This is a genomic window from Neisseria subflava, from assembly GCF_024205705.1.
Taxonomy (GTDB): Bacteria; Pseudomonadota; Gammaproteobacteria; order Burkholderiales; family Neisseriaceae; genus Neisseria; species Neisseria subflava_D.
The window spans coordinates 2,276,382-2,295,918 of record NZ_CP073115.1; the positions used below are offsets into that span (position 1 = coordinate 2,276,382).

The window sequence follows — 19,537 nt, forward strand, 5'->3', positions numbered from 1 at the left end:
TAAATGCCGATTGCTTCATTCTTATTCTGAAACCGCTTTTTCAGACGACCTTAAAAGGCCGTCTGAAAACTTCTGTTTAGTAGCGTTCCAAATCGATATCCAAGCCCAGTGAGCGAATCTCTTTAACCAATACGTTGAAGGATTCAGGCATACCGGCATCGATTTTGTGTTCGCCTTTGACGATGTTTTCGTACATTTTGGTACGGCCGTTCACGTCATCAGACTTCACAGTCAGCATCTCTTGCAGCGTATATGCCGCGCCGTATGCTTCCAATGCCCAAACCTCCATCTCACCGAAACGTTGGCCCCCGAACTGAGCTTTACCGCCCAGAGGCTGCTGGGTAACCAGACTGTATGGACCGGTAGAACGGGCGTGCATTTTTTCGTCAACCAAGTGGTGCAGTTTCAGATAGTGCATCACACCGACTGTAACCTTACGGTCAAATGCTTCGCCTGAACGGCCGTCATACAGCGTGATTTGAGTTTTACTGTCGTTGAAGCCCAGTTTCTCAACCTCAGGATCTTCGCTTGGGTAAGCCAAGTTCAACATTTCGCGGATTTCAGACTCTTTCGCGCCGTCGAATACAGGAGAGGCGAAAGATGCACCTTTGCGCAGGTTAGAAGCCAATTCGATGATTTCTTCATCTGTCAGGCTGTCTAAATCTTCTTTCTTACCGCTACCGTTGTAGAGTTTGTTCAAAAATTCACGCAGCTCGCTGGCTTTGCGTTGCTCTTTCAGCATACGGTCGATGCGTTCGCCGATACCTTTTGCCGCCCAACCCAAGTGAACTTCCAAAATCTGACCGATGTTCATACGGGAAGGTACGCCCAACGGGTTCAGTACGATGTCTACCGGACGGCCGTCAGCCATGTAAGGCATGTCTTCCACTGGCAGAATGCGTGATACCACGCCTTTGTTACCGTGGCGACCCGCCATTTTGTCACCGGCTTGCAGACGACGTTTGATGGCGATAAATACTTTCACCATTTTTTGTACGCCCGGTTGCAGCTCGTCGCCTTGGGTCAGTTTTTTCTTCTTGATCTCATACAACTCATCCGCTTCTTCGCGTTTTTGTTGTAGGCTCAATTTAATCAGTTCCAACTGTTTGGCCAAATCTTCGTCAGCCAGACGGATGTCAAACCAATCATGTTTGCTGGACAGACTTGCCAAATATTCGGTAGTGATTTCGCTGCCTTTAGCCAGCTTCATCGGACCACCATTGGCTTTTTGACCCACAATCATACGTTCGATACGGTCGAATGCGTCATTATCGAAAATACGCAATTGATCGCCCAAATCTTGACGGTAACGTTTCAATTCAGAATCAATAATGGATTGAGCACGTTTGTCGCGTTGGATACCTTCACGAGTGAAGACTTGAACGTCGATAACGGTACCGCTCATGCCGGTAGGCATACGCAATGAAGTATCTTTTACGTCAGACGCTTTTTCACCGAAGATGGCACGCAGCAGTTTTTCTTCTGGAGTCAGTTGGGTTTCGCCTTTAGGTGTTACTTTACCTACCAAGACGTCACCAGCTTCTACTTCTGCACCGATGTATACGATACCGGATTCATCCAAACGGTTTTGCATACGCTCAGACAAGTTCGGAATATCGCGGGTAATGTCTTCCGCACCCAGTTTAGTGTCACGTGCGACAACGTTCAGCTCTTCAATGTGAATCGAAGTATAGCGGTCGTCTGCAGCCACTTTTTCTGAAATCAGAATCGAGTCTTCGTAGTTGTAACCGTTCCATGGCATGAAGGCGATGGTCATGTTTTGACCCAAAGCCAACTCGCCCAAGTCGGTAGATGCACCGTCAGCCACCAAGTCACCACGTTGCAACACATCGCCTGCTTTTACGGCCGGACGTTGGTTGATGTTGGTAGATTGGTTGGAACGGGTGAATTTAACCAAGTTGTAAATATCGACACCCACTTCACCAGCAGTCGCTTCATCATCATGAACACGAACCACAACGCGGTTGGCATCTACATACTCAACCACACCACCGCGGCGGGCAACGATTGCAGTTGCAGAGTCAACGGCAACAGAGCGCTCGATACCGGTACCAACCATTGGTTTTTCAGGGCGCAGGCACGGTACGGCCTGACGTTGCATGTTGGCACCCATCAATGCACGGTTCGCGTCATCATGTTCCAAGAATGGAATCAGAGATGCTGCAACAGATACTACTTGACCGGTTGCCACGTCCATATATTGAACGCGGTCAGGCGTTGCCATAATGGTTTCGCCTTTTTCACGACAAGTAACCAAGTCGCCAATCAAATTACCTTCTTTGTCCAAATCGGCATTCGCCTGTGCAATCACATAACGACCTTCTTCGATAGCAGACAAGTAGTCGATTTCTTCAGTTACTTTACCATCGACAACACGGCGGTAAGGGGTTTCCAAGAAACCATAATCATTAGTACGCGCATAAACGGACAATGAGTTGATCAAACCAATGTTTGGACCCTCAGGTGTTTCAATAGGACATACACGGCCATAGTGGGTCGGGTGTACGTCTCGCACCTCAAAGCCGGCACGTTCGCGAGTCAAACCGCCCGGGCCCAATGCAGATACACGGCGTTTATGGGTAACTTCAGACAATGGGTTGGTCTGATCCATAAATTGGCTCAATTGGCTAGAGCCGAAGAATTCTTTAATCGCGGCAGAAACAGGTTTCGCATTGATCAAGTCATGCGGCATCAAGTTCTCAGATTCTGCTTGGTTCAAACGCTCTTTAACTGCACGTTCTACACGAGCCAAACCGCTGCGGAATTGGTTTTCAGTCAACTCACCCACAGAACGAACACGACGATTACCCAAATGGTCAATATCGTCTACTTCGCCATGACCGTTACGCAGTTCAACCAATGTAGCAATGGAAGCAACGATGTCTTCAACGCTCAGAACGTAACCACCTTTTTCGGATGCGCCGGCCAAAGTCTCATTCAACAAACGGCCATACCAAGAGTTTTGTTGTGCTTCAGACAATTTTTGCTCGTATGTGCGCGTATTAAATTTCATACGGCCTACGCGAGACAAATCATAGCTGTCTTCACTGAAGAACAAGCGGTTGAAGAGTTGCTCAACAGCTTCTTCGGTAGGTGGTTCGCCAGGACGCATCATGCGGTAAATCGCTACGCGTGCAGCTTGCTGATCAGCAGTTTCGTCTGTACGCAGAGTGCTGGAGATGTAACCACCTTGATCCAATTCATTGATATAAAGGGTCGTAATTTCTTTTACACCATGGATATCAAGTTTGGCCAACAGTTCTTCTGTAATTTCATCGTTAGCAGAAGCCAATACTTCACCGGTTTCCGGATCAATCAGGTCAGCAGCCAATGCTTTGCCTATCAAGCTTTCTGGCTCTACATTCAAACGAGTCAAGCCTGCATTGGTAATATCACGGATATTTTTCGCAGTAATGCGTTTACCTTTGGCAACCAGTACATTGCCTTCTTTATCCAAGATGTCAACTTTGGCAGTTTCACCTTTCAGACGGCCTGCAACCAGATCAGTTTGGACACCGTTTGAAGACAAATAGAAAGTTTCTTTGTCGTAGAAAATATCCAAGATTTGTTCATTGTTGTAGCCCAAAGCTTTCAACAAAATCGTAACCGGCATTTTACGGCGACGGTCGATACGGAAATACAGCAAATCTTTTGGATCAAATTCGAAATCCAACCATGAACCACGGTAAGGAATAATACGAGCAGAGAACAACAACTTACCGGAAGAATGTGTTTTACCACGGTCATGCTCAAAGAACACGCCAGGAGAACGGTGCAGCTGGGAAACAATCACACGCTCAGTACCATTGATGACAAAAGAGCCACTTGGCGTCATCAATGGGATTTCGCCCATATATACTTCGTTTTCACGAACTTCTTTTACAGTCGGCTTAGATGCTTCTTTATCTAAAATCACCAAACGGATACGGGCACGCAATGGCGCCGCATAAGTAATGCCGCGCAATTGACATTCAGGAATATCGAACAAAGGCTCGCCCAATGTGTAATGTACAAACTCCAATCGCGCATAACCGTTATGGCTCACAATCGGGAAAATAGAATTAAATGCCGCTTGCAGACCATCATCAGTGCGTTGGTCAAAAGCATTTTCCAGCTGCAAAAATTTCGCATAAGAATCAATTTGGGTTGCCAGCAGGAAAGGAACATCTAAGACATTCTCTCGCTTTGCAAAACTCTTACGGATACGTTTTTTCTCGGTAAACGAATAGCTCATATACACTCCGAAAAGCAATTTTAAATAATAGGCCGTCTGAAACAACGGCATGCATCAACCTGATATTTACATTTATTTGCAATGATCTTATCAAGACTATGCAAATAAATGTAAACAATGTCTGATGCTTATTTTAAGAAGCAAAATAAGGCTGGCAGAAAACTGCCAGCCTTCATAGGAAGCATCAAATTATTTGATTTCGACTTTAGCGCCGGCTTCTTCCAGTTGTTTTTGGATGTCTTCAGCTTCAGCTTTAGAAACACCTTCTTTCAGAGTTTTAGGTGCACCGTCAACGATGTCTTTAGCTTCTTTCAGACCCAGACCAGTGATAGCGCGGACAACTTTAATCACGCCAACTTTTTGATCACCGGCAGAAGCCAATACTACGTCGAATTCAGTTTTTTCTTCAGCAGCAGCTGCACCAGCACCTGCAGGGCCTGCAACTGCAACTGCAGCAGCAGAAACGCCAAATTTTTCTTCAAAAGCTTTAACCAGGTCGTTCAATTCCATTACGGTCAAAGAACCAACGGCTTCCAAAATGTCTTCTTTAGTAATAGCCATGCTATTTATACTCCAAATATTGTATTAAAAAATAATTGATTAAATGAAACAAAATCGATTAAGCGGCTTCTTCGCCAGCTTTTTTCTCTGCCAAAGCAGCCAAACCACGTGCAAAGCCTGATACAGGAGCTTGCATAACGAACAACAGTTTGGACAACAGCTCTTCGCGGCTTGGAATAGAAGCCAACTCAGCAACCTGAGCAGCATCCATTACTTCGCCATTGTAAGAACCGGCTTTAATGATAATTTTGTCATCTTTTTTCGCGAATTGGTGCAGCACTTTAGCAGCAGCAACAGCATCTTCAGAAGCAGCATAAACCAATGGACCAACCATTTGATCGGCCAAATCTGCGAATGAAGTACCCTCTACTGCGCGACGAGCCAGAGTATTTTTCAGAACGCGCAAGTAAACGCCTTCTTTACGTGCATTTGCACGAAGCTCAGTCATGCTGGAAACACTGATACCGCGATATTCAGCGACTACGAGAGTTTGAGCGTTAGCAATTGCTGCGCTAATTTCCTCTACGGCCACTTTCTTGGTTTCAATATTGAGACTCAAGGTCTACCTCCCACTGTTTATAAACAGGATATCGAAATGATATCCCACCAGCGCGGTAACCTAAAAAGACATCTTACAAGCAATCTTGCAATGTGTTTCAGGACTACCGTCTGCGTAGGGCAGTTACGATTAAATCTTACGATCCCTACGGTCTTGGACATCTACTTAATTTTAAGTAGCCCAAATTCAGGCAATCCAGACAACCGGATCACCTGAAAATTTCTTAGTTGCTCACGCTTGCAGTATCAACGCGAACACCCAAACCCATAGTGCTGGATATAGCAACTTTTTTCAGGTACTGGCCTTTAGCAGCAGCAGGTTTGGCTTTAACGATAGCATCCAGCAACGCATTGAAGTTTTCTTTCAAGTCAGCTTCAGCGAAAGAAGCACGACCGATCGTTGCGTGAACGATACCGGCTTTATCTGTACGGTATTGTACTTGACCTGCTTTTGCATTTTTAACTGCTTCAGCAACGTTAGGAGTAACAGTACCTACTTTAGGGTTTGGCATCAGGCCACGAGGACCCAAGATGGTACCCAATTGACCAACGATACGCATTGCATCAGGAGAAGCAATAACAACGTCAAAGTTCAGGTTACCAGCTTTGATTTCAGCGGCCAGATCTTCAAAACCGACAATATCTGCACCAGCTTCTTTAGCAGCATCTGCATTTGCACCTTGAGTAAACACAGCTACGCGAGTTGTTTTACCGGTACCTTTAGGCAGAACGACTGAACCACGAATAACTTGGTCAGATTTACGAGGATCAACACCCAGGTTGAAAGATACGTCAACAGACTCGTCAAATTTAGCAGTAGCAGCTTTTTTAACCAAAGCAATTGCTTCGTCGATTGCGTACAGTTTGTTAGCTTCAACAGAAGAGCGCAGAGCTTTCAAGCGTTTAGATACTTTAGCCATTATACAACACCCTCCACGTCCAAGCCCATTGAGCGAGCAGAGCCGGCGATAGTGCGAACAGCCGCATCCAGGTCAGCAGCAGTCAAATCAGGCTCTTTAGTTTTAGCAATTTCTTCCAACTGAGCGCGGGTCAATTTACCCACTTTATTAGTCAGAGGATTAGAACTACCTTTTTGCAGACCAGCAGCTTTTTTCAACAAGATAGAAGCTGGAGGAGTTTTCATCACAAAAGTAAATGATTTATCTGCAAATGCAGTAATAACAACTGGAATTGGCAAACCAGGTTCCATACCTTGGGTTGCAGCATTAAATGCTTTACAGAATTCCATGATATTCAAACCACGTTGACCCAAAGCAGGACCAACTGGGGGAGATGGATTGGCTTTACCTGCAGGAATTTGCAGTTTGATGTAGCCGATAATTTTCTTTGCCACTTAAGGACTCCTAAAAACGGGTATAACGCGGAACCATTCCGCTTCCCAAACAGAATTTGCGATTATATCCGCTTAAAAAAAATTTTTCAAGCGAATTAAACCACTTAAATCTTTTCAACCTGACCGAACTCTAATTCAACCGGTGTTTCACGACCAAAAATCTGAACTGAAACACGCAGTCTATTACGCTCGTAGTTAACCTCATCAACAATCCCATTGAAATCAGCAAATGGACCTTCATTCACACGAACCTGCTGACCCACTTCAAATTCAACTTTTGGTTTTGGCTTCTCAACACCTGTTTTGGCTTGTTGCAAAATAGCATCTGCATCTTTTTGAGAAATTGGGATTGGGCGATTTCCGCTACCTCCTACAAAACCATTTACTCGAGGGGTACTCTTAACCAAGTGCCATGAATCATCAGTCATTTCCATTTCAACCAACACATAGCCTGGATAGAATTTACGCTCACTGATGGTTTTTCGACCATTCTTGATATCTACCACTTCCTCTACAGGAACGAGAATCTGACCGAAATATTCTTCCATGTTTTCACGAGCAATACGCTCTTTCAATGTTTTTTGAACATTTTTCTCGAAACCGGAATAGGCCTGTACCACATACCAACGCTTTGACATCTTTACCCTTTCCTATTTAATAAAACATCAAAAAACAACCATGAAATAATTGTATCTGCCGCATAAATGAAGGCTGCTAAAACTGCAACGAAGATAATCACAAATACAGTCATTTTGACCGCTTCATCACGACTCGGCCAAACTACCTTCTTAAACTCAGTCCAAGAGCTCTTAAAATATGCAAACAGACCTTCTTTCTTTTCAGGAGCCGGCTTATTACTTACCACAACTTCCTTTTTCTGATGGTCTTCTTTGCGTCCAGACGGATGTTCTGTCATCTTTACTCACTTATCAATACCCCACCCGCCTTCATTTTAGATAGTGGCATTGATCCATTAATTAATTCCAAATAATCTTAAAACTTAAGTACAAAAAAATTAACCGGCACAAGGCCGGTTAATTTTTTATTTGGCAGGCCAAGAGGGTCTCGAACCCCCAACCCTCGGTTTTGGAGACCGATACTCTACCAATTGAGCTATTGGCCTCTAAACTTAAGCGATTACAGAAGAAACCACACCCGCACCTACGGTACGACCACCTTCGCGAATCGCAAAGCGCAGACCTTCTTCCATAGCGATAGGCGCAATCAGTTCTACAGTAATGGTTACGTTCTCACCTGGCATTACCATTTCTACGCCTTCTTCCAAAGTAACTGCACCAGTTACGTCAGTAGTACGGAAGTAGAATTGTGGACGGTAGTTAGCGAAGAATGGAGTGTGACGACCACCCTCTTCTTTGCTCAGTACGTATACTTCTGCTTTGAACTTGGTGTGAGGAGTGATAGTACCTGGTTTAGCCAATACTTGACCACGCTCTACGTCTTCACGTTTAGTACCACGCAGCAATACACCTACGTTGTCACCTGCTTGACCTTCGTCCAGCAGTTTGCGGAACATTTCAACACCGGTACAAGTGGTTTTTTGAGTTTCTTTCAGACCTACGATTTCGATCTCGTCACCAACGTGGATGATACCGCGCTCTACACGACCAGTTACTACTGTACCACGACCAGAGATAGAGAATACGTCTTCGATAGGCAACAAGAAAGGTTTGTCCACAGCACGCTCAGGTGTTGGGATGTAGCTGTCCAGAGCAGCAGCCAATTCGAAGATTTTTTCTTCGTAACCAGCATCACCTTCCAAAGCTTTCAGTGCAGAACCTTGTACGATTGGGCAGTCGTCGCCTGGGAAGTCGTAGCTTGACAACAAGTCACGGATTTCCATTTCAACCAGTTCCAACAGCTCGGCATCGTCAACCATGTCGCATTTGTTCATGAATACGATGATGTAAGGTACACCTACTTGGCGAGCCAACAGGATGTGTTCGCGAGTTTGAGGCATAGGACCGTCAGCTGCGGAACATACCAAGATTGCACCGTCCATTTGGGCAGCACCGGTAATCATGTTTTTAACGTAGTCGGCGTGGCCCGGGCAGTCTACGTGTGCGTAGTGACGGGTTTCAGTTTCGTATTCTACGTGTGAGGTATTAATGGTAATACCACGAGCTTTTTCTTCAGGAGCGTTGTCGATTTGGTCGTAAGCTTTTGCAGCGCCACCGAATTTTTTAGCCAAAATAGTAGTCAAAGCAGCAGTCAGAGTGGTTTTACCATGGTCAACGTGACCGATGGTGCCAACGTTTACGTGCGGTTTGCTACGTTCAAATTTTTCCTTAGCCATGGCAATATCCTATAATCTAAGCTTTTGAAAGAAAGGGTAATAATGAGATGGTGCCCATGGGCAGATTTGAACTGCCGACCTCTCCCTTACCAAGGGAGTGCTCTACCCCTGAGCTACATGGGCGAAATTGTTTGGAGCGGGTGAAGGGAATCGAACCCTCACCGTAAGCTTGGAAGGCTTCTGCTCTACCATTGAGCTACACCCGCATACTCACTATTTGCTCCAAGTAAGAATTTTTGGTGGAGGGAGAAGGATTCGAACCTTCGAAGCTCACGCAACAGATTTACAGTCTGCCCCCTTTGACCGCTCGGGAATCCCTCCAAAAGAGAACGCTAGTTTATTGGCAACTCAGATTTCCGTCAAGATTTTTTTTCATTTATTTCTTTAAAAATATCCAAGCTTTTGCTTTTAAACACTATTTACTTAAACTGAATGATTTTTTCGTACTTGGCCATCAGTTCTTCGTGCGTTTCAGGATGTTCTTCATCGATCAAGATACAGTCGACAGGACATACCTGTTGGCACTGCGGCTCATCGTAATGGCCCACACATTGCGTACACAAATTTGGATTGATTTCGTAAATTTCTTCACCTTGCGAAATGGCATCATTAGGGCATTCTGGCTCGCACACATCGCAGTTAATGCACTCATCTGTGATAAAGAGCGACATTTCTATTTCCTTTTTTCTTAAATTATCAAAACCGATTGGGCGCGGATTATAGCACAAATGACGTCGGAACAATCCGTTTGAAGGAATGTTTTACACCTTGGGAATGATTCTCAAATTCTATACTATTCAGCAACTTGCGAATAGAGCAACAATTCAAACCTACTCATTCCCGCCTTTCCTTCCCTATAAATTTCCAGCCAATCCGGTTTTTCAGGCAGCTTCCCTGCTTCAATATAGACCATTGCCCCATTTTTCAAGTGGCTTTGCAATCGGATAAACAGATTTTGCCAATCTTTCCATGCAAACGGCGGATCAAGGAACACAACATCAAATTTTTCAGACGGCATTGCCAGATAAGCCATGCCGTCTGAACACTCGATTTTCGCCTGTTTCAAACCTAATTCACGGATATTTTTCTGAAGTGTTTGAACAGTTTGGCGGTGGTTATCGACCATTACCACTTTTGTTGCATTACGAGAAGCGGCCTCCATTCCCAAAGCACCGCTACCGCTGAATAAATCTAATACTGTTTTACCGGTTAAATCCTGACCCAGCCAGTTAAACAGTTTTTCACGCACGCTGTCAGGCGTCGGGCGCAGACCATCTGCATCTGCAAAAACCAGTTTCCGTCCCCTGCATTGTCCGCCGATGATGCGGACTTGATTTGAATGTTTGCTGTGTTTGTTCATGATTGGGAAAACGAATCGTCTTACAGTTTCAGACGACCTTTAAAGAATGACAAAGCAGCCATTATACAGCAGCGTTTTTTCATTTAAGGCAGCATGAAAACAAATCGACCATCGCAAAAATTTATTTTTCATGATAATAAACTTACAAAATTTTATAAATTATAAAATATTTTCTCAAATAAAAAGGTCGCTTACGTTTGCTATTAGAACTTTCCCACCGATTTTTCAGTCTATTTGCCATAATACTTAATGAAAATATGTATGGCTGACAATGCCGCTTTGGAAAATTATTTTGGGTGTTTATATCAGCGGCGTGATTGCCTTCACCGCCCACGCCCATTTTTTTTGATGAATATTACCGCCACTTAGGATTGATACCGAACTTGGGGCGCGGTCTGCTTTGGTTCGTCTTCTGCCTGCCCTTAATCGGCAAAACCGTTGCTTTGATAGTCAGTTTATTCTTTCTTGCCACGTTGGTTTTCGCGCGGCGTTAAAACTTGTCTTTTACAAAACCCAAAGGTCGTCTGAAAAATTTTTCAGACGACCTTTGGGTTTAGAATTTGACGACATGAAATATTGAACTGCGTTTCACCGTGTGAAGTATGTTTTCAACTTAAACACAAAACTAGATAAATTACATTTGCTTATTTATAATGAGTAGTCATTTTTGAAACATTAATGTAAGGCTACTATCATGTCCGATCTGAATCTCAGTAACAGTATATTTCAAGGTTACAACGACAAACATGGCTTAATGATTTGTGGGTATGAATGGGGTTGGAGTAAAACCGATGAGGCTGCTTATGTAGCAGGTGAATACAAACTCCCTGAAAACAAAATCGACCATACATTTGCCAATAAATCCCTCTATTTCGGTGAACAGGCAAAAAAGTGGCGTTATGACAATACGATAAAATTTGGTTTAAAATGTGGGGACACCCCTTAGACGAAAATGAATTGGGCGGTGCATTTGAAAAATCCCTGGTACAAACCAACTGGGCAGCTACTCAGGGCAACAAAATCGACAATCCAAACAAATTTCTCCAGCCTGAACACGTCGATAATTTTCTCTACCACGTTGAGAAACTACGCCCTAAATTGATTCTCTTCATGGGAAGCAATCTGACAAATTATCTTAATCGCGCAAATGTATTGCCGCGCTTCGAGCAGCTTGTCGGAAAACAAACTCAACCGCTCCGAGTAGTACAAAAAGATTTTAGCGGTACACGTTTCAAAATCAGATTCCAATCGTTTGAAAATTGCGAAGTCGTCTGCCTGCCTCACCCCAGTGCCAGCCGCGGTCTATCTTACGATTACATAGCCTTATTTGAACCAGAAATGAACCGTATTTTATCGGACTTTAAAACGACACGCGGATTCAAATAAACCAATCACAGAAAAGCAAAGGTCGTCTGAAAATTTTTCAGACGACCTTTTCTCTTTTAAACCGACCTAATCTCACTCTTTCGGTGCAGGCGGTTCAATCTGTTCTTTCCAGCCGCATTCTTTTTGCGGGCAGACTTTTTCCACGCCCCAGCGTTTGGTGGTCTTAATGGTCAAAACCGGCCAATGGCAGTTCGGGCATTCTTCGGCTACGGGCGGATTCCAAGTGGCGTAGTTGCAGTCGGGATAGGTGCTGCAACTGTAAAACAGTTTGCCGTAGCGGGATTTGCGTTCGACGAGGTTGCCTTTTTTGCATTGCGGGCATTGGACGCCGGTGTCTTTCGGTTTTTCCAGCGGCTCGACGTGTTTGCATTTGGGGTAGTTGGCGCAGCCGATGAATTTGCTGCCGGTGCGGCTGTATTTGTACAACAACCGTCCGCCACATTTGGGGCATTCGCGCCCGTCGAGTTCGGCTTGTTCTGCTTCAGCTTTGGCGATGCGCTCGGCGGCCTCTTCGGCGGTTTCGTTAACGTTGCGCGTGTAGCTGCACTCTGGATAACCAGCGCAGGCGACGAAACGGCCCATTTTGCCAAACTTGATTTGCAGTTTGTGTTCGCCGCATTTCGGGCAGGTTTCGTCGAGTTCCTGCGTGGTGAATTTGGCGCGTTCGATGCCCTCTTTTTCTTCCACTTGCTTGATAAACGGCTTCCAAAATTTATCCATCACGGGAATCCATTGGCGTTTGCCGTTGGCAATTTCGTCAAGCTGGTCTTCAAGTTTGGCGGTAAAGTGGTAATCGACATATTGGGCGAAGTGTTCGGTCAAGAATTTATTGACGATGTCGCCTGTGTCGGTGGGCATGAAGCGTTTTTGCTCAAGGGTAACGTATTCGCGGTCTTTGAGCGTGGAGATGATGCTGGCGTAGGTGGAGGGACGGCCAATGCCGTATTCTTCGAGGGCTTTAACCAGCGTGGCTTCGTTGTAGCGTGGCGGCGGAGTGGTGAAGTGTTGTTCGCCGTAGAGTTTGTCCACAGGCAATTTATCGCCTTCGCTCATTTCGGGCAGTTTTTTGCTGTCTTCGCTCTCTTCGTCGTCGCTGCTTTCTTCATAAACGCTCAAGAAGCCTGCGAAAGTCTGCACTTGTCCGGTTACGCGGAATACGCCTTTGCCGACGGTAATATCGACGGTGGTTTGGTCGAATTTGGCGGGCGTCATCTGACAGGCGACGGTACGTTGCCAAATCATTTGGTACAGTTTGAACTGGTCTGCGCTCAGGAAAGGTTTGACGCTTTCGGGCGTGCGGTACACGGAAGTCGGACGGATCGCTTCGTGGGCTTCTTGGGCGTTTTTGGATTTGGTTTTGTACTGCTTGGCCGAACTTGGCAGATATTCTTTGCCGATTTTGTTTTCGATGTAATGGCGGATTTCGGTTAACGCTTCATCCGCCAAATTCACGCTGTCGGTACGCATATAGGTAATCAAACCGATGGCACCCTGCCCTACGTCTATACCTTCATAAAGCTGTTGGGCGGTACGCATGGTGCGGTCGGTGGTGAAGCCGAGTTTGCGCACGGCATCCTGCTGCATGGTAGATGTGGTGAACGGCGCGGCTGGATTACGGCTGCGCTTTTTCTTTTCAATGGCGGTAACGACGGCCTCTTTGCCTTCGAGTTCTTTCAATACGTCGGCTTGCGCGACTTCGTTCGGCAGGTCGAATTGTTCGAGTTTCGCGCCGTTGTATTGGGCGAGTTTGGCGGTAAACTTGCTGCGGCCTTTGTGGCTGTCGAGATGCACCGTCCAATATTCCTGCGCTTCAAACGCGCGGATTTCGTTTTCACGTTCGCAAATCAGGCGCAAAGCCGGACTTTGTACACGGCCCGCGCTCAAACCGCGGCGGATTTTTTTCCACAACAATGGCGAAAGGTTAAAACCGACCAGATAGTCCAAAGCGCGACGGGCTTGTTGCGCATCGACCAAGTCCATTTCGATTTCGCGCGGGTTGGCGACGGCATCGAGCACGGCGTTTTTGGTGATTTCGTGGAACACGACACGCTGCGGTTTGATGTTTTTTAGGCCGCGTTTGGATTTTAGGATTTCCAAAAGATGCCAAGAAATGGCTTCGCCTTCCCTATCCGGGTCGGTTGCGAGGTAGATGTTTTCAGCTTCTTTGGCACCGGTAACGATGGCATCGACGTGTTTGCTGTTGCGGCTGATCAATTGGTATTTCATGGCAAAGCCATTGTCGGGATCGACTGCTCCGCTTTTGGGTACCAAGTCGCGGACGTGGCCGTAAGACGCCAAGATTTCAAAATCACCGCCCAGATATTTTTTCAGGGTTTTGGCTTTGGACGGGGATTCGACGATTAATAGGTTTTTCGCCATTGTTGTTCTCTTTTGGATGTATTGGGTTTATGTTTCAGACGGTCTTTATTATTGAGGCCGTCTGAAAAAAAGGTTTAGTGCATCACGTTTTGTCCGGTCAACGCACTCATCAAGTCGTCGCCAATCAGGACGGGCAACTCGCTTTTGTGCATCCACAACACCAGCAATACCAACACTTTGGCGGTATCGAGGGTGATTTCGTCCGATGGAATGTGCATCAGGGCGTGAATGACGATTTCGCGTTGCTCATAAGTAATTGCGTGCTCGGCAACCAAATACTGCATCAAGCCCATGACTTCCTGCGGCAGGTTTTCAGCTTCTTCACGGCAGAATACGCGCAGGGAGTCGCTGTTAAACGGCTCGGCATAGAATTCGGACGTATTGAACAAGACTTCCATCATCATCAATGTATTGCCGATTTCCGTAGCATCAAAACCCGCATCTTCCAAGAGGCGACCCAAATCCTCCGGAGGCGGACAATTGTCGAAATCTTGGAAGTGTTCGATTAAATAGGCAATGACTTCGGTCATGCTGGTTCCTTAAATATAGATAATTTATGCTTTGACACGCTGATAACGGCCGCCCGGTAAGGCGGCAACAATACCGTCAAGTTCGTATTCCAAAAGCTGTGCGTACACGTCTGCCGCTGCCGTATTGGTTTGTTGCGCCAAAATATCGGGGTGTATCGGGTCGTAACCCATTGCTTCCAATAAAGCGCTTGTTGATGGGGCGGCAGATAGGTTTTCAGATGGCCTTTGCGGTTCATCCGCTATTGTTTTTTGTTGCAGATGTTTGGTTCGATCGTTTTTCAGTTTTACCGTCTTATTTATAGAATATGATGGAACAGGCGTATTTTGCAATAGCTGCGGACACTCATGGAGAATATCGTCCAGACATTCCACCAGTTTTGCCCCGTCTTTAATCAGCTTGTGACAGCCTTTGCTGTGCGGATTGTCTATCGAACCGGGCACCGCCATCACTTCGCGCCCCATCTCCGCCGCCAGCTTGGCAGTAATCAATGAGCCGGATTCCAATGCCGCCTCGACCACCAATGTCAGCTGCGACAATGCGGCAATCAGACGGTTGCGGCGCGGAAAATTGCCTGCAAACGGACGCGTGTCCAAAGGGAACTCGCTGACAATCAATCCTCTTTCGGCAATTTCATAAGCAAGGTTTTTATTGGATGGCGGATAAATGCGGTCTATACCGGTTCCCCAGACGGCCATGGTACCGCCATCTGCCTGCAATGCGCCCTGATGGGCGGCTGTATCAATACCCGAAGCCATACCCGATACGACAGGAATGCCTTTTTCACTCAACGCCCTGCCGAAATCTTTGGCAATCCGCATTGCCTGCGGCGTGGCATGGCGGCTGCCGACAATCGCGGCAGAAGGTGTGTGCAACAACTCTGCATTGCCGCGTAAAAACAAAACCGGCGGCGCAGTAATGCCTTGTGTCAGCATTTCGGGGAAATCATCATCTTGCAGCAGCAACAGACGGCAACCGTCCTGCATTTCCCATTGTAAAGCGGCTTCGGCAGACCGCTGCGCCAAAGCTCGTTTATCCGCATTGCGCCACGACTCGGCTGCCTGTTTATGGCGCACCAACGCGGCAATTTTGTCTGCCGGCGCATTCAAGGCTGCTTGTGCGCTACCGAATTGCTGCAACAGCACCAAAAAACTTTCTGCGCCGATATAGGGCGTAAATGCCAGTTGCAACCAAGCAAAACGCTCATTTTCCGTCATCAATCTGTTCCCTTTTCGTAATGTTTTTTTTCAGACGGCCCGAAGTAAATCAAAGCCGTCTGAAAATTTTATTGATATAAAACTTCTGTCGGCTTAAAAGGCAAAACAACAATGCCGAGCCATACCATTATTTTTATAAAGTATTGCTTGTCTAAGCAAACCGTCAAATGACGATGCCGTCTGAAAAACCTGATGGCTTTCAGACGGCCTCTTTTGTGTTTGAACCGATATTGCGCTTATTCGTCGGATTTGTCGGCGCTGCGGCGCGATACGCTGATACCGAGTTGTTTGAGTTTGCGGTAAAGGTGTGTACGCTCCAAACCGACCTTTTGCGCCACGCAGCTCATATTTTGGCCTTCTTGGGCGATGTGGTACTCAAAGTAGCGGCGCTCAACTTCTTCCCTCAATTCGCGCAAAGGCATATTGAAATTGAAGCCGCCGATGATTTCTGTTGCCGTCGCGTTTTCCTTCTGACCCAAAGCCACGGCAACGGCCTGCTCGTCCACTTCTTTGCCGTCCGATTCCAACATGATGTTTTTCACCGTTTCGGCAAGCTGGTCGTAATTGCCCGGCCAATCGTATTGGCGCAAAACCACCAACGCGCTGTCGCTGAATTTTACCGGCTGGATTTTTTGACTTTCGGCCAAATCGGTCATGATGCGGTTAATCAAAAAGACGATGTCGTCCGGCTGGTTGCGCAAAGAAGGAACATTGATGCGCTCTTTCAACAGCTCCGCCAGTCGGCCGGCAACGACGTCATCGGCGCTCTCGCCGCGTTTAAAACCGCATGAAGCGATCACACGGACATTGTAGCGGTCGGCTTTTTCCAGCAAGAAAGCAATACCGTTTTGGATATTTTTGCTGTAACGTGCAATATCGCCGACATACAAAATGCCGCCTGATGCCTTTTGCAACAGCTCCATCGGCGTATCGACAATGTGTTCGACACGGTCGGTTGCCACCCAAGGCGTACCGCTTTTGTGTAGATAGCGGGCGACAATTTCAAACGGCGAGCCTGCCTCACCGGCCAACAACAGCGGGCGGTTGTGTTTGGCAGCCGCTTCAATGCTGCCGTTCATTTCTTGAATAACCGGGCTGTTGCCCAGTTTGTCCAAAGTCATGCCGGAGGCCGTCTGAACTTCGCCATGTTTCAAGGCGCGTTCTACTGCAGACAAGAGTTTTTGCAGGGCAATCGGTTTTTCCAGAAAGTCGAGTGCGCCGATTTTGGTGGCTTCAACCGCAGTGTCAATGCTGGCATGGCCGCTCATCATTACCACAGGCATATTGAGTTGGCCGTTTTTCGCCCACTCTTTCAACAAAGTGATGCCGTCGCAATCGGGCATCCAAATGTCCAGCAATACCATGGCCGGACGCGTTTGATAACGCAATTGGCGCGCTTCTTCGGCATTTTCGGCCAAAGTGACGGTATAGCCTTCGTCTTGAAGGATTTCGGAGAGCAGGTCGCGGATGCCTACTTCATCATCTACAATCAAAATATCACTGCTTCGCATAAGTTTCTGCCATTTCCGGTAAAGCTATTTTGACGCACGCGCCGCCGCTGTTCTGATTGCTCAGGCTGATACGGCCGCCATGCTCCTCGATAATTTTTTTCACAACGGGCAAACCCAGCCCCGTTCCTGTCGGTTTGTCGGTAACGTACGGCTCAAAAGCATTGTGCAGCATTTCTTTGCTGAAACTTTTACCGTTGTTGCAGACGGTCAGGAAAACCTGTCCGCCTTCGCGCCCTGTTTCAACGTTTACTTGCGGCGCTTCGTCCGACTCTGCCGCTTCTGCGGCATTCTTAAATAGGTTATGCAACACTTGGCGCATCGCCGTCGTATCGGCAACAATCGGCAAGGCGTCGGCGCTGAGCCGCGCATTAAATTTGCACGCGCCGGCCTCATATAATACCAATACTTCCGACACCAAACCGTTTAAATCTTGTTTTTCTAAATTCAGCGACGGCGCACGCGCATAATTGCGGAATGCTTCGACCATTTCTTTCAGCGCGGCAACCTGTTTGACGATGGTATCGGTTGAACGGCTGAGGATTTGGGCGTCTTGTTCATCAAGTTTATCATGCAATTTCCATGCCAATCTCTCGGCGGAAAGCTGGATAGGCGTAAGCGGATTGCGGATTTCATGCGCCAAGCGTTTCGCCACTTCGCCCCATGCGGCCTCTTTTTGCGCGCGTATCAAGACGGTAATGTCATCAATCACCATCACCACGCCGTTATCGTTATCCTCCGGCAGGATGGTGGCCTTGCCCAATAAGATTCGGGCATCGTCAGGCGCGGCATATTCGACTTGGACGGGTTTGTCGCTGTCGGCGGTTTCATTAATGGCGGCAAACACATCGGCCAACAGGGTTTGCTGCGGCGATTTGCCGTGCCATTGATGCCAGTTGCTGCCCCACAAAGACACCAGCGAAACGCCCAAAATCTGTTCGGCGGCTTTGTTAAAGGTTTTCAGACGGCCATCGGCATCCAAAGTAATCACGCCAGTGGTCAAACTTTCCAACACGCATTCCAAATAATGGCGTGCGGCTTCTTCGCGCAAACGGTTGCGCTCGTCCGCCTCTTTGGCAATCGCCAATTGCTCGGTCATGTGGTTGAACAATTGGGTCAAACGGCCGAACTCGTCATTGCGGAATACCGGCCGGGTCTGGCTGAAGTCACCCTGAGCCACCGCCCGCGCGCCCTCTGCCAGCGACAATACCGGTGCGACAAAACGACGGGCAAAATACAAAGCCATAACCAACGCCAAAAAAATGGCCAACAATGTCGCGACCAACAGCGTGGACAGGAAAAAGGTTTGCAGGCCTTTTTTGGTATAACTCAGCTCGGCGTATTTGGCGCGGGCCGCTTCAATCAGCGTCGCATCTTGGGCAACATCTTTCGGAATCGGCTGCCGGAAAAACAACGCATAATCCTGATTTTTATGCGTACCGATCAGCATCCAACCTTGAGCATACAGCACGCCGCCGATGTTTTCCAAGCTGCGCACCGAGCCGGTCTGCTCCAGCTGCTCCCATCCTTCTTTGTTAAGCTCGGGTTGATTTAGTTTCAGGGGATTGATGCTTTTCTCGGCTTTATGGGTGGTCGCGTTATAAAGCGCCAGCTGGGCAAAGTCGGCAGTAAGCGCGGATTTTGCCAGCGCTTGCCCTAAGTTGCCGTCCAGCGAAGCGGCGCTGATTAAGTCGATCTGCACCGGCGTGGCGTTGCTGACAGCGTTGTCCACCGCCAAGTTCAGCGCGGATTTGCTCAAGTTTAAGCTGCGCTCCAATGCCTCATGGGTATCGTTGCCAAACCAAGAATTAATCGTACCGTTAATAAACTGGGCAGAAATACCGAACAAAAACACGCCCGGCAATACAGCAACCAAAGTAAACATCCCCGACAGCCGACGCGCAATCTGCGAACCGAACACGCTTTTGCTGTTGTCGCGCATCAAAAGCACGACATAGCGCACCAACACCGCGGCCAACACCAGCAACAGCAAGCCGCACAAAGCAACAATCCACCAGAAATAACCGGACAACACGTTGCTGCTGCCCGTTGCAACAGTCAGACCGTACAACAAAACTACGGCGAATACGGCGGCAATCAGGAGAAAGCGGCGCATG

At 47.2% G+C, this 19,537-nt stretch carries 15 protein-coding genes, 4 tRNA genes and 1 pseudogene; 1 reads left to right on the forward strand and 19 read right to left on the reverse strand.

The features are described from left to right. Window positions 1-76: 76 nt before the first annotated feature. The 14 genes from rpoB to rsmD all read right to left on the reverse strand — a co-directional run bounded on the left by rpoB (window position 77) and on the right by rsmD (window position 10,402). Window positions 77-4,255, reverse strand: a complete 4,179-nt coding sequence (gene rpoB, locus KCG54_RS11035; protein WP_254324186.1) for a DNA-directed RNA polymerase subunit beta — start codon at window positions 4,253-4,255, stop codon at window positions 77-79. A 189-nt stretch (window positions 4,256-4,444) separates the two neighbouring features. Continuing rightward, a complete protein-coding gene (gene rplL / locus KCG54_RS11040) occupies window positions 4,445-4,816 on the reverse strand; it encodes a 50S ribosomal protein L7/L12 (RefSeq protein WP_003677916.1) in 372 nt (123 codons plus the stop codon). A 58-nt stretch (window positions 4,817-4,874) separates the two neighbouring features. Next, complete coding sequence (gene rplJ / locus KCG54_RS11045; RefSeq protein ID WP_070711968.1) at window positions 4,875-5,375, reverse strand: 50S ribosomal protein L10; 501 nt, start codon at window positions 5,373-5,375, stop codon at window positions 4,875-4,877. A gap of 223 nt (window positions 5,376-5,598) precedes the next feature. Next, window positions 5,599-6,294, reverse strand: coding sequence for a 50S ribosomal protein L1 (gene rplA / locus KCG54_RS11050; RefSeq protein WP_254324187.1), 696 nt, complete (start codon window positions 6,292-6,294; stop codon window positions 5,599-5,601). Next, the gene (gene rplK, locus KCG54_RS11055; protein ID WP_002220151.1) at window positions 6,294-6,728 is read right to left on the reverse strand and encodes a 50S ribosomal protein L11; all 435 of its coding nucleotides are present in this window, start codon (window positions 6,726-6,728) and stop codon (window positions 6,294-6,296) included. The genes rplA and rplK overlap by 1 nt, the downstream gene beginning before the upstream one ends. A 104-nt stretch (window positions 6,729-6,832) precedes the next feature. Continuing rightward, window positions 6,833-7,366 carry a transcription termination/antitermination protein NusG gene (gene nusG / locus KCG54_RS11060; protein WP_003680697.1) on the reverse strand — a complete coding sequence of 178 codons (534 nt, stop codon included), beginning with the start codon at window positions 7,364-7,366 and terminating at the stop codon, window positions 6,833-6,835. Between the two features lie 2 nt (window positions 7,367-7,368). Beyond that, a complete protein-coding gene (gene secE / locus KCG54_RS11065; protein ID WP_003680696.1) occupies window positions 7,369-7,644 on the reverse strand; it encodes a preprotein translocase subunit SecE in 276 nt (91 codons plus the stop codon). 131 nt (window positions 7,645-7,775) lie between these two features. Next, window positions 7,776-7,851 (reverse strand) — tRNA-Trp (locus KCG54_RS11070). A 6-nt stretch (window positions 7,852-7,857) separates the two neighbouring features. Next, window positions 7,858-9,042 (reverse strand): elongation factor Tu, encoded by a 1,185-nt coding sequence (gene tuf, locus KCG54_RS11075; RefSeq protein WP_004520187.1) that lies wholly within the window; start codon window positions 9,040-9,042, stop codon window positions 7,858-7,860. Between the two features lie 48 nt (window positions 9,043-9,090). After that, window positions 9,091-9,165: transfer RNA gene (locus tag KCG54_RS11080), tRNA-Thr, on the reverse strand. A gap of 9 nt (window positions 9,166-9,174) precedes the next feature. After that, window positions 9,175-9,248, reverse strand: a tRNA-Gly gene (locus tag KCG54_RS11085). A gap of 31 nt (window positions 9,249-9,279) precedes the next feature. Continuing rightward, window positions 9,280-9,363, reverse strand: a tRNA-Tyr gene (locus KCG54_RS11090). A 98-nt stretch (window positions 9,364-9,461) separates the two neighbouring features. Next, entirely contained in the window at window positions 9,462-9,713 is a 252-nt protein-coding gene (locus KCG54_RS11095) for a YfhL family 4Fe-4S dicluster ferredoxin (RefSeq protein ID WP_003679513.1), read from the reverse strand. Window positions 9,714-9,835: 122 nt separating this feature from the next. Further along, window positions 9,836-10,402, reverse strand: a complete 567-nt coding sequence (rsmD, locus tag KCG54_RS11100; protein ID WP_254324188.1) for a 16S rRNA (guanine(966)-N(2))-methyltransferase RsmD — start codon at window positions 10,400-10,402, stop codon at window positions 9,836-9,838. A gap of 691 nt (window positions 10,403-11,093) precedes the next feature. Between rsmD and KCG54_RS11105 the strand changes: the two are divergent. Continuing rightward, window positions 11,094-11,788, forward strand: a pseudogene (locus KCG54_RS11105) (hypothetical protein). Between the two features lie 72 nt (window positions 11,789-11,860). Here the strand turns inward: KCG54_RS11105 and topA are convergent. From topA to KCG54_RS11130, 5 genes are all read right to left on the reverse strand, one after another. Continuing rightward, on the reverse strand, window positions 11,861-14,167 hold the full coding sequence (gene topA / locus KCG54_RS11110; RefSeq protein ID WP_254324189.1) for a type I DNA topoisomerase: 2,307 nt from the start codon (window positions 14,165-14,167) through the stop codon (window positions 11,861-11,863). Between the two features lie 74 nt (window positions 14,168-14,241). Next, entirely contained in the window at window positions 14,242-14,697 is a 456-nt protein-coding gene (locus KCG54_RS11115; protein WP_003749244.1) for a DUF494 family protein, read from the reverse strand. 24 nt (window positions 14,698-14,721) lie between these two features. After that, entirely contained in the window at window positions 14,722-15,912 is a 1,191-nt protein-coding gene (gene dprA / locus KCG54_RS11120) for a DNA-processing protein DprA (RefSeq protein WP_254324190.1), read from the reverse strand. Between the two features lie 236 nt (window positions 15,913-16,148). After that, window positions 16,149-17,423 carry a sigma-54-dependent transcriptional regulator gene (locus tag KCG54_RS11125; protein ID WP_254324191.1) on the reverse strand — a complete coding sequence of 425 codons (1,275 nt, stop codon included), beginning with the start codon at window positions 17,421-17,423 and terminating at the stop codon, window positions 16,149-16,151. Next, window positions 17,410-19,536 (reverse strand): sensor histidine kinase, encoded by a 2,127-nt coding sequence (locus tag KCG54_RS11130; protein ID WP_254324192.1) that lies wholly within the window; start codon window positions 19,534-19,536, stop codon window positions 17,410-17,412. The genes KCG54_RS11125 and KCG54_RS11130 overlap by 14 nt, the downstream gene beginning before the upstream one ends. Window position 19,537: the final 1 nt, after the last annotated feature.

Bases quoted from the DNA above. Each gene is read 5' to 3' on its own strand.
- rpoB (WP_254324186.1), bottom strand. From the start codon at position 4,255: ATGAGCTATTCGTTTACCGAGAAAAAACGTATCCGTAAGAGTTTTGCA.
- rplL (WP_003677916.1), bottom strand. From the start codon at position 4,816: ATGGCTATTACTAAAGAAGACATTTTGGAAGCCGTTGGTTCTTTGACC.
- rplA (WP_254324187.1), bottom strand. From the start codon at position 6,294: ATGGCTAAAGTATCTAAACGCTTGAAAGCTCTGCGCTCTTCTGTTGAA.
- nusG (WP_003680697.1), bottom strand. From the start codon at position 7,366: ATGTCAAAGCGTTGGTATGTGGTACAGGCCTATTCCGGTTTCGAGAAA.
- secE (WP_003680696.1), bottom strand. From the start codon at position 7,644: ATGACAGAACATCCGTCTGGACGCAAAGAAGACCATCAGAAAAAGGAA.
- tuf (WP_004520187.1), bottom strand. From the start codon at position 9,042: ATGGCTAAGGAAAAATTTGAACGTAGCAAACCGCACGTAAACGTTGGC.
- KCG54_RS11095 (WP_003679513.1), bottom strand. From the start codon at position 9,713: ATGTCGCTCTTTATCACAGATGAGTGCATTAACTGCGATGTGTGCGAG.
- rsmD (WP_254324188.1), bottom strand. From the start codon at position 10,402: ATGAACAAACACAGCAAACATTCAAATCAAGTCCGCATCATCGGCGGA.
- topA (WP_254324189.1), bottom strand. From the start codon at position 14,167: ATGGCGAAAAACCTATTAATCGTCGAATCCCCGTCCAAAGCCAAAACC.
- KCG54_RS11115 (WP_003749244.1), bottom strand. From the start codon at position 14,697: ATGACCGAAGTCATTGCCTATTTAATCGAACACTTCCAAGATTTCGAC.
- dprA (WP_254324190.1), bottom strand. From the start codon at position 15,912: ATGACGGAAAATGAGCGTTTTGCTTGGTTGCAACTGGCATTTACGCCC.
- KCG54_RS11125 (WP_254324191.1), bottom strand. From the start codon at position 17,423: ATGCGAAGCAGTGATATTTTGATTGTAGATGATGAAGTAGGCATCCGC.
- KCG54_RS11130 (WP_254324192.1), bottom strand. From the start codon at position 19,536: ATGCGCCGCTTTCTCCTGATTGCCGCCGTATTCGCCGTAGTTTTGTTG.